General features: G+C 62.1%; 10 protein-coding genes. All 10 read right to left on the reverse strand.

Annotation, left to right across the window (positions count from 1 at the left end; translation table 11 throughout):
* Window positions 1-58: 58 nt before the first annotated feature.
* From AB4Z13_RS14315 to AB4Z13_RS14360, 10 genes are read right to left on the reverse strand one after another with little or no spacing between them, the layout of a single operon-like run.
* Window positions 59-1501, reverse strand: a complete 1443-nt coding sequence (locus AB4Z13_RS14315; RefSeq protein ID WP_442206194.1) for an SGNH/GDSL hydrolase family protein — start codon at window positions 1499-1501, stop codon at window positions 59-61.
* Window positions 1501-1773, reverse strand: a complete 273-nt coding sequence (locus AB4Z13_RS14320; RefSeq protein WP_442206195.1) for a hypothetical protein — start codon at window positions 1771-1773, stop codon at window positions 1501-1503. The genes AB4Z13_RS14315 and AB4Z13_RS14320 overlap by 1 nt, the downstream gene beginning before the upstream one ends.
* A 20-nt stretch (window positions 1774-1793) precedes the next feature.
* Window positions 1794-2654, reverse strand: a complete 861-nt coding sequence (locus AB4Z13_RS14325) for a hypothetical protein (protein ID WP_442206196.1) — start codon at window positions 2652-2654, stop codon at window positions 1794-1796.
* Window positions 2655-2663: 9 nt separating this feature from the next.
* Window positions 2664-4397: an SGNH/GDSL hydrolase family protein gene (locus AB4Z13_RS14330; protein ID WP_442206197.1), complete on the reverse strand. Its 1734-nt coding sequence runs from the start codon at window positions 4395-4397 to the stop codon at window positions 2664-2666.
* Window positions 4394-7762, reverse strand: coding sequence for a TipJ family phage tail tip protein (gpJ, locus tag AB4Z13_RS14335; protein ID WP_442206198.1), 3369 nt, complete (start codon window positions 7760-7762; stop codon window positions 4394-4396). The genes AB4Z13_RS14330 and gpJ overlap by 4 nt, the downstream gene beginning before the upstream one ends.
* Complete coding sequence (locus AB4Z13_RS14340) at window positions 7762-8178, reverse strand: C40 family peptidase (protein ID WP_442206199.1); 417 nt, start codon at window positions 8176-8178, stop codon at window positions 7762-7764. Before AB4Z13_RS14340 ends, gpJ begins: the two co-directional genes overlap by 1 nt.
* Window positions 8175-8699, reverse strand: a complete 525-nt coding sequence (locus AB4Z13_RS14345; protein ID WP_442206200.1) for a DUF1833 family protein — start codon at window positions 8697-8699, stop codon at window positions 8175-8177. The genes AB4Z13_RS14340 and AB4Z13_RS14345 overlap by 4 nt, the downstream gene beginning before the upstream one ends.
* Window positions 8696-9118 carry a hypothetical protein gene (locus tag AB4Z13_RS14350; protein WP_442206201.1) on the reverse strand — a complete coding sequence of 141 codons (423 nt, stop codon included), beginning with the start codon at window positions 9116-9118 and terminating at the stop codon, window positions 8696-8698. Before AB4Z13_RS14350 ends, AB4Z13_RS14345 begins: the two co-directional genes overlap by 4 nt.
* Window positions 9115-12465, reverse strand: coding sequence for a phage tail length tape measure family protein (locus AB4Z13_RS14355; protein ID WP_442206202.1), 3351 nt, complete (start codon window positions 12463-12465; stop codon window positions 9115-9117). Before AB4Z13_RS14355 ends, AB4Z13_RS14350 begins: the two co-directional genes overlap by 4 nt.
* Window positions 12465-12686, reverse strand: coding sequence for a DUF1799 domain-containing protein (locus AB4Z13_RS14360; RefSeq protein WP_442206203.1), 222 nt, complete (start codon window positions 12684-12686; stop codon window positions 12465-12467). Before AB4Z13_RS14360 ends, AB4Z13_RS14355 begins: the two co-directional genes overlap by 1 nt.
* Window positions 12687-12691: the final 5 nt, after the last annotated feature.

The following is a 12691-nucleotide window of genomic DNA, read 5'->3' on the forward strand; positions in this document are numbered from 1 at the left end:
GCGAACCCTACTAGCTGCTCTCCTGAAACCCGCCGTGACCTCCGGCGGGTTTCGCATTTCAAGCCGATAACTGCCACGCCGCGCGCGGGCTCGCGATCTTCCGAATAATTGGCGCCCCAATCTTTGCGACGCCGGTGCCACCCGTGTTGCAGAGGTGTCTCAGGACCAACAGGTTATCGAGGCGGATGTTCGTCATGGTCAGCCCAGGGGGAAGCCAGAGCTTCGAGCCACAGATAAGCGACCGACCGCGTCCGCCGACATAGTTGCCCGCCGTCCAGCCGCCGCCGGTGACTGTGACGGTGTTCGCGATCTGGACCGGCCCACGGATGGAACTGTCCAGATAGTCCCAGCCAGCCCAGTCGTTCAGCTCGACCGGGACTTCGATCTCAAGCCAGTCGCCGGCGACCAGGCCAAGGGTTGGGAGGCTGAGATTCGCGGGCAGGCCATAGGTGACGGTATGAACGGCGGCAGCGTCATTGACCGGCGTAATCGTGATCACCTGCTTTTCATTTCCGGACGCCACCACTTCCTTGCTGGCGACATAGGTCGACGTGCCGGTGCCGCGAACCAGGCGCATGCCATCGGCAACGTCGCCGGTGACATTGGTCTTTGCGCCAGCAATTCCGGGCGTGCCCTTCGGCGGGAAGATGTTGTAGGCGGCAAGCGGATCGAGCGATCGCGTTTCTCCAGCCGAAACCATCGCCTGCAGGATCGGAAGGAGAATGTCGGCGCGCTTTGCCATGAGCGGCGGAAGAGGATGAAGCCCGCCGGCATCAAAGAGAGCTGGCGAAACGCCGGAAAGAGGCCCATCGAGTGCAAGCGTATTGCAGAGGCGGACACCCTTGCGCCCTGCCTGCGCGAGGATCCACGTATTGATGCCATCGAGGATGCCAGGCCAGGCCGGATCGTCAGAGCCTGGTTGATCGTTGAGCGTGCTGGTCCAGCTCAGCGTCTGCAGGATGACATAGACGCCCGCCTTGGTGATCCTTCGGACCTGTGTCTCGAAGTCCGCCAGGATATCGGCAAGGCTCCGGTTGCGGACGATGTCGTTGTAGCCGATGTCGATATAGATGATGTCAGGCTTTTGGCTCAGAGCGTAATCTGTACGGGCAAGCGTGCCGGGGAATTGCGCTTCCAGGCCGGCGACAGGGTTTAGGCAGTCCCCAGACTTGCCGCCCATGGCGCCGGAGAAGGCCGCGAAGGAAACCGGGGCAAAGAACGGATGGTTCAGCTCGGCAAACATGTCGATGTTGAACCGCCCGTCTGCCGCCTTGATCCACGACAGAACTGTTCGGCCGTTCTCGTAGAAGCCCGTATGGCCGTTGGTTGCCGTCTGTCCGGCCGTGTAGGTCTGCGCGGCGCCGAGGCCGATGAAGCTATGGCCGAGCCCCATGATCTTAGCGCCAAGCGCCAAGGGCAACGCAGGAAGCGGAACGCCGTCCCGCACGACAGGCGAACCGAATGAGCGGGCGAGCGTCTTTCTGACTACGGGCTTGGCCATCAGACGCTCCACGCCTTCAGGGCATCGCCGGCCTTGTTGGTGGTCCAGACAAGCTTTGCTTCCGCAAGAGCGACATCGATGACCAAGAAAGTCTGGCTGGCAATTGCGATCGAGCCGATGGAAGCCCATGGCGCGGCGTTCTCTATCCGGCCTTGAAGTTCGACGACCGCTTTCGATCCGGTCGCTCCGGCCACCTGGATAACGGTGCCGGCAGCGACCGCGAAAGTCCCAGTTTCGCCGTTAGCGTCCGTTGTGTTGAGGCGTTCAGTCATTGTTTGTTCCTTTGGTTAGCTTAGGCGAAGACGGCGCGATCGATCTGGCGCTGCCAGTCGTCATCGAGGACGTCCTGGGGATCTCGGCCGCTGCGTTCGAGGTTTTCGATAAAGGCGCGATGGAGGCGGTAGTTGTTGGCCTTCAGCTCTGTCGTATCGAGCCCGTTAAAGGTCCAAAAACCGAGCGGGAGGCCGAAGCCACCGAGCGCGGCCGAGAAGTCGGCCGTGTTGTTTGCGCCGGCGGCTCCGCTGGTCACCGTTTGGCCGCTTGGCGTCTTCATGCGGGCGCCGAACTCGGCCGCCGTGCGCCACATTGCGATCTGGGTGAACTGGCCGAAGCCAGGGCCAGAGGGGCTGATCGTGAGGCTTGCGGCGGCGCCGACTGCCGTCTGCCGGCGGAACGAGATCGACTTCGCGGCCGCACCGAACCCGATGAATGCCATGTCCGGAGCGGAAACGAAGGAATTGGAGTTGCTCGACCCCTGGAAAAGCGCCTTCGCTGACGCCGCCGCCGGCCAGTCATCCGACGAGGGCAGCGTCATATACATGCAGATCAGAAAGTGCTGATCGGCATAGACATCGGCCATAACGCTCGCGGGGATCTCGACATAGCTTCCCGGCAGTGTTGTTCCAGAGAAGTCCAACCCGTTGCCGACGAGCGGGATCGACTGCGTTGCGCGGACAAGAAGCGAGGTATCCTTGCGCTCTGCGACGTCGCGAACGGCCTTGTTGGCATTGGCCGTGCCATCGGCATAGCACCAGCGAAACGCCGCATCGAAGAGGAAGCGGATGCCGTCATTGTCGAACTTGCAGAGCGGATCGCGCTTGCGGAGCGGCTTGGAAAGGTCGGCGCTGACGCCAGGAATCGTGATCGAAAGCATGGGAAGCCCTTATTGCTGGGTGAGAAGATGAAGGACCGCGTCGGCGATCGCTCGCCCACCGGTCGCCGGATCTGGGTGGATAAGGTCGGATGCGAACCACGGCCTGGCGCTGCCGAAGGCGTAATCAGCCGCGTCGTCGCCGAAGACGTATTGAAGATTGAGGAACGCACATTTGCGCTCGACGGCCGCCTCGCGCATCACGCGGGCATACTCAGACATCGGTCGTGGATTGGTCGTGCGCTGGTTTTCGCAAGGCGCCACCAGGAGGACGTCCGACATCGGATTAACGGCGCGGTGGCGGTCAATCATCGTCAGCAGGTTGGTCTTATAGTCCGCCGGCGGAATGAAGGGCTGATCGTTGGTGCCCCACATCATAATCGCGAGCTGGACAGGACCAAGCGCGCCATAGCCGGCCTTCCACTTGGTTTCGTCCTGGCTTGCCCAATTGAAGGTCTGAGAGCCGGTGCCAGCAAGCTTATGGACAATCACGCCGTTGCCGGAACGCGAGGCGACCAGGCCGCAGAGCTTGACAGTACCGGAGACGACCTCGACATCGAGCGCCCAGGCGCCAGCGGGTTTGCCGGTCAATGCCACTGCCGTCTGGACGTCGGCGCCCTGGACGTTGAGATTGCCGCTCCAGGCTCCGCCGTTCCAGCGATAGCGCACCACGCCGTCAGCCGTGCCGACATAGTGAAGCGCAAAGGTCGTGTCTTCGGTCGGCCCTGAGGCACTGACGCGCGAGCCGGCCGTCGAAGACGTGAGGTAGCCGAGATCTGCAGTCGGCGCGGTGTTGTAGGTTCCGACCCATGTTCCCGATGCGGCCGAGATCGGATAGACGGCCGGCCGGACATTGCCGTTGCGAAGGAAGGACGAACCTTCCGGATAGGCCCAACCGATCCAGCCGGAGCCATAGGTGCCATAGTCGGCAACGAGAGCGTCGGCGACTGGTCCACTCCATCGGGCGGCGGCCTGGCTCCAGCTATCGCCGAAGATGGCGATCGCGAACTGAGACGCCTCGGCACGCTTCAGCTGGCGAAGCCGCATGCGGGTTTCGCGCAAGTTCCAGGCGCCCCAGATATAGTCGATCGGAAAGCCGTCGCTGTCTGTCGAGACGTCCAGACGCGCTTGCAAACTTGCCTTATTACCTCTGGCGGCAACGATCTCTTCCGATGCGCTCTTGCCGCCGATCGAGGCGATGATACGGCCGGTTTCGTCGATGAAGATCACGTCGGCCGAGATATCGGTGGTCTCGTAGATCTCTCCCCTGGCGCCGGCATTCTTGAGATCCGAGCTGGTGAAGAGCACGCGGCCGATCTCGTCGGTAAACACCCACTCGTCGCTTTCGTCGGTGGTCTCATAAACCCCGCCCGAAACCTTGCTATCCAGTGCCGCAATGACCGAGGCGAGTCCGGAGGAGCCAATACGGACCCAGCGCGCCCAGGCAGACGAGTAGATGTAGCGGCCGGCATTCGGGACGACGGCGCCGTTGTAGCCGTTTGCCGTGGCGTCCTGGTGCATGCCGGTGTCGGTCTCGATCACCTCGCCGCCAGCGCCGTTGCGGGCTCCAGCCATCGACATGAGCGTCAACCAGGTCTGCGCATAGACCATCTCGCCGGGAATGAAGCCGCTGCCGGCGAGCTGAAGGGCAAGCTTATCCTTCTCGATCTGGACCGTTGTGCCATTCCGGTTGCCGAGGAGCGTGTCAATGAGAGATGAAGTGGGCTGTTGTGCAGTCGTAGTCATCGGATGGTCACCGCAAATGGACCGACAGCCGTTCCAGGCACGCCGATCGAGTTAAGGGGGGAAAGCCAGTAATAATGAGTGCCCGCCGGCAGGCAGGTGCTCGTCTCGGCGAAGACAACGACATCGTCGATCGCGCCGGCGAAGTCCGACGAGGCGGAGAAGCGGATCTGCGCGCTGGTGGCGCCTGCGACGATGCGATCGGAGAAATTACCGTTGTCGGCTGCCGCAATGCCGTTGACGAGATTGCCGCCGGCGCTGTCGCTCAGAACCGGCCGAACGTTTCCGCCAGTGCGGCTGCTGACCGTGTAGAACATCCGGTAGGCCTTGCCGGAAGCGAGGCTGGCGATCGTCTGCGCGAGGTTGCCAGGCAGGCCCGTCGCATGGACGGCCTTGCCGCTCGAAAGCGACCAGTTGTTGCCATAGGCCCAAGTGCCGGCGGCGGAGAAATCGCCAAGAGCGATGATGGTCGAGCGGGTGGCATCACCATCGGTGACGGTATAGGGCCGCGATCGTTCGACCGGGATGGCAGCGGCCACAGGTGCCGCGTCCATGAAGTTGGTGGTCGTTGCCCGCGAGATCTGCACGGCTGCGATCGAGGCGTCATCCGTGGTTTGAAAGGCGATGCTGGTCGCGCCGAGCAAGGCAGTCACATTGACGTTCGTGATCGCAGCGCCTGGAATGTCGCCGTCCTCGGCACCAATAACGACGCTAGCGGTCGTGGTGTATCCGCTCGATATGTTGCCCGCCGCAATGGCCTTGGCGCGCAGCTCGACCGCATCGCCGCGCACGTAGCCGCTGATCGGCGTTCCACCTGCAGCCGCATCGATCGGAAGGATCGACCAGACAGAGGCACCGACAAGCCGATGCTCGATCTGGATCAACTGAGTTTCCGTGGCACTCGACGTTCCCGGTGCCAAAGTCACAATGAGGCCATTCGAGCTTCCGGTTCCGGTGAAGCCGGTATCGATCGAAACCCAGACGGGCACGGCAGGCGGAGTGGTTGGCGGATCGATCTCGCCACCGACACGGCCGTTCCAAGGCGGCGCCACTTCCGCGTCGGTCAGTTGGTCGATGATCGGCGACGCGTCGATGAGCTTGTAGTGGCTGGAAAAGTCCTCGCCCGCCTCGACGCCGGCGACGATCAGCGGCAGGCTCTCGGAAGCCATCAGCCCAAAATGGACGATGTCATCGAGCGCCGGCCGCTCGTCTGTGTCAGCCAGGAGAAGCACGTCTGTCCGACCGGCAACGGTCACGACGCGATGAAGGACGCTGATGCCGATCGTGTCGCCAGGTGTGGGAAACGTCCGCCAGCGCAAGCCATAGCTTTCGCCCGCGACCATTTCGACTTCATCGTCGAGCTGGATAATCTCGCCCTCGATCGCCTTGACGCGGGCGGCGCGCTGGGTCGAACTCAGAACATCGAACGAGCCCATGACCAGGTCACCGCGCGTTGCGACGCGGATCGGTCCGTCCTGGGTGAGCGTGTAGATATCGGGCCGATAGATCGCCTCGTACATGCGCCGGCGGGCTTCGATCCAGATCTCGTCGGGATCGGTCTTGCCGGGCATTTCCAGCTGCTCGGTGAGCGTGATCGAGCCGGTATATCCCGGCCACCGGACGATACGCTCTGAGGGTTGGTGGTCTTTCGTCTGGTCGATGAACGGAACGCGGAAGGCGTGCGGCTTGCGGGAATAGATGCGCGTCGCCTTGAAGTTATAGGAGTTTCGGGAGCTGATGTGGTCGACGACAAGGTCTTGCGGCCGATCGATGACGACGCCCCAGCGCACGCCGTCATGCCTCGGCCGAGCCCGGCCGGCAGCGGCAATTTCCTTCAGCACCTCGTCGAGCGTCATCTCGGTATCGATGACGCGGTCGTACTTCAGGCCGTGGATGCGGCAATAATTGTGGAAGTCTACCAGGTTGGGCAGATCGATGCCGGCGCCGGCAACCGGGCGTGCGAAGGCGCCGGACTGCAGGGCGTAGCGGAAATGGCTTGCCGGGTTCCGGCTCTGCCGCTGGATCCACGTATTGGTTGCAACGTCATAGTCGAAGAAGAAGCTGCTCTGCTTGAGATTGAAGCTGTCTAGCGTGCCCTGGAGCTGATAGCTGCCCTGGGCGCGCACGCCGACCAGCGCTAGGCTCTGGTTCATGTTGATTGGATATTCGGGCCGGATCGTCTGCAGCGCCGCCAGAACCGAGCGGCTCTGGATCTGTGAGGAGATGTGTTCGTCCGTCAGACGGTCGAATTCGATTTCCCATCGGCCGCGACTGGGCAGCGTCCAGGTCACCTGCCGAAAGAAGCCCTCGGCCTTCTTGTTGCTGAAGGTGAAGGTGTTGACCATCTGCCAGTCGGTCGTTCCAGCGGGCCTCTGACGAACGCGGATCTGGACGCTGATCGACTGTGGCTTGCCATTGTCGTCGAACCGGATCAGCCCGCCCGGGAAGGAAAAAATCGCCGATACCTGCCATGCATCGAGCCCTGTCGCGCGCTTGACGGGGGTGTCCTTCGAGCCGCCCGTTGGGTCGCCGGCAGCGTTGCGGAAGAGCGGGCGCGTCAGCTCGACATTGATGTTTTCCTCGACCACCTGTCGCGGATAGAGCGATATCGGAGTGTCATTGCTCCAGCCGTTGCGAGGCTCGATCTGGACGTTCGTGTACTCGGAGATCGCGGTCTCGCCGATCCTCATATCTTCAAGGATCTGCGGCCCATACCCGCAATTGAAGATCGCTCGAACGAAGACCAGGTCGCCGACGATTTCGCTGTAGGGCGGCGCCGCATAAGGCGGGGCATAGCGGTGCGTGCCGAACACGAAAGGAATGACGCCGTCCGGCCGTGCCTCGTTGCGCCAGCCGTTGAGGGCATAGGTCGAGCGCCCCTTCTTGCTGTCCGACTTGCCGGGGGCATCCACCGATGGCGGCGGGACCAACGCATTCAGCAGCATGTTGCCGAGGACAGTAACGCCGAGGCCGATGACGGCGGCGGCAAGCCCGGTCGAGATCCCGATCGCGCCCGCCAACGCCGGCGCCCAGAGCACGCCGAGGGCGATCGCCGCGATGCCGATGAAGATCGACAGCACAGACCGCAAGAAGTTCTTTCCCGGTACGATCCTGACGATGACCTGCGTTCCCGCATGCGGGCGGACACGGTGCCAGTAGGCGCGCGGCACGCGTGCCATCTTTCTTCCGTCAGGAGAAACGAGCGTCACGCGAACCAGCTCACGCGTTCTCTCGCCGACTGCCGGCAAGACGATGTCGATGATCTCGGCGACCGTCAGCCCCTCGGGCATCTCCATCCGAATGCGGTTGCTCTCCTGGGCGACGATCGGCGCCATGAGGACCGGGACAATCGGGGTTTGAACGGTCATTAAACGCCCCTCGAAGCCAGTTCGACGTGGCGATAAATGCGCGTCAAACGCGGTTGCCATTGGCCGGATGTGTAAGGCTCAAGCTTGGCGTGATCGAAGGGGACGTGGAGCATGGTTCCCGGCCGCACAACGATGCCGACGTGGCTTGCATGCGGACCACGGCGGAAGAAGGCGACATCGAACTCGCGAGGCTCTTCGACTTCGAACCACGGGCCGATCTGCTGGCGATCCTGGATAAGCTCGGCGATCTCGCCGCGCTCATCGGTCGAGATATAATCGTCGGCATAGCTCGGCAGCTTGATGCCAAGGACGTCCTGGTAGACCAGGACCGCAAGACCCCAGCAGTCGACGCCGGCGCGATCGCGGCCGTGATCCTTATAGGGCGTGCCGATATAGGAGGCAGACCAATGCATCATCTGTGCAATCCTGGAAAGCGGTCGCGTGTCATGCGACCAGAGGGGAAATATTCGTCGGTGATGTCTTCGCGGCTGAAGGAGAGCATGACCTCGCCGGCATCGATGTCGGCCGTGAGGATGTTCAGGTCGGTCCACTGCGCCTCGATCAGGTTCGGGGAATCAGCGAGGACGACGGCCATGTTGATGGTGGCGAGATCCGAGAAGGACCGCAGCAGCTTGGCGATGTCGTTGTCCAAGTTCTCGATGATGATGTTGCCGGCCGGCGGCGCGTCTTCGACGTCGGAAGGAAGAAGCGTCGAGGCGGCAACGAAAAGGAACGGCTGGGTGGCTGGATTGCTGCCCATCCAGGTCGAGCGCGTGCCGTAGAGCAGCGGCTCCACCGACAGGCGCTCGGTATTGTCGGTCGAGATCCGGATCGGCTCTTCAAGGTCCGGATGCGAGATGTAAAACAGCGCGACATAGATCTCGTCGGCCGATGTGGCATCCTGCGCCAGGCGGGCATTGAGCGAAACGCGTCTCATGGCAGAACCACCAATGAGAACGTCTTACGGAACTCGATGCCCTGGACGGTCTCGGTCGGGTTGCCGTCTCCGAACATGCAGAGCCAGGTGCCGGCCATGCGGATCGGGTTCCCACTGCCGTCAAACAGCGGATTGCCGTCAGTGTCTGTCATCGCCCAGCCGTCCGTGGTCGGATCTGGCATCCAGAACGGCAAGGTGCCCCACCGGGTCGTGTCCTCATGAAACAAGTCAAAAACGGATTTGCCCGCACGCGTGAGGAGGAGCGACATGTTGACGAGGTACGGGACGCCACTGAAGCGAAGGCGATAGCCAGGCGTGCCGGCATCGATGCGCCGCTTCAGCCTGGCTTCCAGAGCGACCTTCTGGAACGTGTTGCGCTCCGGACGAGGCAATGAGGCCGGCCAGGTTGGAACGGTCATCGTGCGATACCTCTAGGCTTGGCCCCGAACTCTCGGGTCATGGTGCGGCGGAAATCTCCGCCCTTCTTCTGCGCCGCGACGCCCATCTGGTCGGACAGGGTCAACTGCCACTGACGCCGGCCGCTTTCGTCCTGCCTCTCCTCGACCTGGCCAGTGATCGGCGTCGAAGTCTGGTTGATGATTTGGAAGGTCGGGCGATCGGCGCCACGCCCATTAGCCGGGCTGACGCTGCCATCAACAACGCCGCCACTGAGATAGCCTCGGCGGCCAAGGCGCATGGCCTCGACGGTTTCCGGACCGCCATGTCGAGCGATGTCCTTCTGGCTCCAGACGATCTCGCCGCGATGAACGACGCCGGCAGGCTCATCGACGGCGCCGGGTCCGGTCCAGCCGCCGCGATCGAAAAGTCCTATGCCGCCGGCACCCCACGCGCCCGCGAACTGTGAGGAGCTGCCGAGAACGGAATTGCCGTAGGCGTTCAGGCCACCGCCACCGAAGAGCCCGCCGAACAGGTTGGAAAACCAGTTCCCGCCGCCTGACGGGGCGGCCGGAAACGAATTGGCGAGGTTCTGGCCGAACTGTCCGAGACCACTGCCGAAGCTTCCGAGGCTATTGGTCGCCCCGACCGCCGTCGTGTCGAGCTTGCCAAGAGCAGAATTGAACTTATCGACATATTGCGTGCTGGTCGTACCGAGAATGTCGGATGCATTGCGAGCTGAAGCTTGCGGCCGGCCGGTAAACCAAACCGAAGCCGCGTCTTGCGGGTTGCCATACTTGCCGACACTCTTTCCGAAAAACCGATCGAAAACGCTGTCCTGAGCGCTGGGGTCGGCAAGAAACTGGTTTGGCGTCAGGCGCCGGCCGAGCGCCTCTTGTGTCCAGCTCGGGATATTTGAGCCCATGACCTGATAGGCGCCATAGGCACGGTCGCCGTTCGCAGTGAGCGGGCCGAGCGCATTATAGTTGCCGCTGCTCTCGATCGACTTGATCGCTGCCCGATACGCGGCCATGTCGGTGCCGGCGCCGGGAAACGGAACGACGTTGGAATTGTCGTTGGCGCCGAAGATCTTGGAGAGGATACCGCCGCCTGTTCCCGAGGAGCCGAGGGCGCCCAGTCCAGAAACGCCGCCATTGATCATCACGGTACCGGCGTTGACCGACATAGAGCCGACCGACTTGCCGAGACCGGGAATTGCCGTCGTGTCCCCACCACCAAACAGCCGGCCGAAAATACCGCCAAGGCCGCCGACGTCGCTCAATGTGCCGTAATCGGTACCGAGCAGCGAGTTTTTCAACGGGTTCTTGATGGCGAGATCGGTGAACGTGCCCGCGATGTCCTTCGCAATGTCACCAAGCGCATCGCTGATATTGCCACTCGTCAAACCGTCAACGAGACTGTCGATCGTGTTTTCGCCGGACTGGCGGACCTTGTCCCATGCCTCGTTTTGCTTCCGCAGCTGATTGGTCATGTCCGAGATCGCCAAGGCGTTCTTGCGGAAGCTCTCGGCATAGGACGAATTGAGATCGATGCCGCGCGAGATAAGCGTCTGCTCGGCTTCAAGGCTGGCAAGCCCGCGCCGGCGCGCTTCATCGGTCGCACCGACGAGGTTGGCCTCAGCCTTCAGGCGGTCGATCTGCTGGCCTTGATCGCGAAGGAGGTTTGTCGCGGCGATCTGTTCGGCGAGCTGACCATAGGCCGCTGCCTTTTCCTTGATGGCGGCGATTTCTTTCGGATCGACGGTCGTATGGTTCTTGGCGGCCTCGGCTTCCAGCTGGCTGATCAGCTGTTGCTCCATCCGCAGCCGTTCAGTCTCGCTGACGGTTTGCCCGATGAGGGAGAGCTCAAGCTGCTTTGACTTCAACGAAGCTTCGAGCGATCGGGCGCGCTCGTCTTGGGCATCCTTCAGCTGCTTTTCTGCTTGGACGCGAGCAAGGGTCGCGGCGTTCTCGATACGCTGGTTTCGAAGGTCGATGCCTTCGCCGTCGATGTTGTTTGCGGCCGCTTCGCGACGTGCTGCCTCTGCGCGCTCCGCAGGGCTACGGGCATCAAGCGAGAAGATCGAGTTGTCAAAATCACGCTGGCCTTCGATAAGCGCCTTTCGTTGGCGATCGGTGTATTCGAAATAGGCATCCTGGCCGGGAGAGTTGACCAGGAAGCCGCGCTGCGATGCGCCGATCTGATTTAGAAGATCCTGAGACCGTTTGATTTCGGTGTTGACGTTAAGGAACTGATTGGCGGCTTTGAGGATCTTATTGGCAAACTCCTCATAGGCGGGATTTGCCTTTGAGATCTGCTGCACTGTCTCGATGAACTTCTCGCCTTCAACTCGACCGCTCCGGATACCACGATCGAGATCGTCGAAGGCGGCTTGAAACGGCTTAAAATCCGGCTTCAGGTTGAAGAACGTCTGTGCAGTTCGGCCAGGTGTGACAATGCTGCCGAATTCCGATCGAAGCTGCCGCGCGGACTCGACCTGCTTCTTGACGAGATCGTCCAGGCTACCTTCGGTCGAGGCTCGCGCGACGGCTCGGTTTGCCTGCGACGAATAAGAACGCGCCCCTTCCTCGGCAATGCCATACGCTGTCCCGAGCGCTTTGATGTTCTCTCTGTGCTTCTCAAGGACCTCATCGACCGACTTCGCGGACGTTCCGGCCAGGTTGAAATAGGCAACGGCGGCCGTGCCGGCGACAGCGAGCGCAAGCGGCAAGGCGCCGACCGTGCTGATCGCAGTCCCGGCAATAGCGGCTACGTCCCCGAGCGCTGTCTTAAGTCCGCCGTTGCCCGCGTAAATCTGGGCGATCTGCGGCAGCTGCTGAGCGGCGATCATGCCAACGGGAGCGCCAAGGAAACCGGATTGAGCGATATCCGTCAGCTGGTAGCCGAGGTTCTGCCTTCGAAAGCCCGCGTTGTTGTCGTTCTGGCCGGATCGCAGGGCATTGCTCCGGCCCTTGATCGCGTCGATCGAGGCGAGCGTAGCCTGGCGCTCACGGCCAATGGCTGCGGCCATCTCATTTGTGGAAAGGACGCCCTGGGCATGCAGCGTCCGGATCTCGGTTAAGCTGGACTTGTATTCCCTGATGACGGCGAACAGCGGATTGTATTTGGCCCTGAGATCGTCGATCGTCTTGCCCTGGGCGGCAAGCGCCCCGGTCCACTCACGAACATTCTGGTTGGCCGCACCGGTATTGAGACCGACCGAGGTGTTGATGAGTTGTTGCAGCTTTGTCGCTGTAAGCTGCGCCTCGGTACCGATCGCCGCGACGGCCGATTGCGCAGCGGCACCGCCGGCCTTGGCGCCGGCGGGATCGATGGTGACGCCGATCGCGAGCTTGTACGGTTGCGCCATCAGTCCACTCCCCCATTCAGGATCGCCAGTGCCGCGTCTTCCATGATGGCCATGTCTGCGAAGATCGCCTCGCTCGAAGGCCGATGTGCGAGCCGAGCGGTGCATCCGGCCCAGTCCAGGCCAATCCACATGAAACCGACCATCGAGCCGACGACACGCCACTGTGTGTCGCAGGCAAGGAACGCCATTAGCGAAGGCCAATTTGCGGACGCGATCGACATGAATT

This window comes from Rhizobium sp. YAF28 (genome assembly GCF_052113285.1).
Taxonomy (GTDB): domain Bacteria; phylum Pseudomonadota; class Alphaproteobacteria; order Rhizobiales; family Rhizobiaceae; genus Rhizobium.

Coding starts and splice junctions, on each gene's coding strand:
- AB4Z13_RS14315 (WP_442206194.1), bottom strand. CDS start 1,501: ATGGCCAAGCCCGTAGTCAGAAAGACGCTCGCCCGCTCATTCGGTTCG.
- AB4Z13_RS14355 (WP_442206202.1), bottom strand. CDS start 12,465: ATGGCGCAACCGTACAAGCTCGCGATCGGCGTCACCATCGATCCCGCC.
- AB4Z13_RS14320 (WP_442206195.1), bottom strand. CDS start 1,773: ATGACTGAACGCCTCAACACAACGGACGCTAACGGCGAAACTGGGACT.
- AB4Z13_RS14350 (WP_442206201.1), bottom strand. CDS start 9,118: ATGACCGTTCCAACCTGGCCGGCCTCATTGCCTCGTCCGGAGCGCAAC.
- gpJ (WP_442206198.1), bottom strand. CDS start 7,762: ATGACCGTTCAAACCCCGATTGTCCCGGTCCTCATGGCGCCGATCGTC.
- AB4Z13_RS14360 (WP_442206203.1), bottom strand. CDS start 12,686: ATGTCGATCGCGTCCGCAAATTGGCCTTCGCTAATGGCGTTCCTTGCC.
- AB4Z13_RS14325 (WP_442206196.1), bottom strand. CDS start 2,654: ATGCTTTCGATCACGATTCCTGGCGTCAGCGCCGACCTTTCCAAGCCG.
- AB4Z13_RS14345 (WP_442206200.1), bottom strand. CDS start 8,699: ATGAGACGCGTTTCGCTCAATGCCCGCCTGGCGCAGGATGCCACATCG.
- AB4Z13_RS14340 (WP_442206199.1), bottom strand. CDS start 8,178: ATGATGCATTGGTCTGCCTCCTATATCGGCACGCCCTATAAGGATCAC.
- AB4Z13_RS14330 (WP_442206197.1), bottom strand. CDS start 4,397: ATGACTACGACTGCACAACAGCCCACTTCATCTCTCATTGACACGCTC.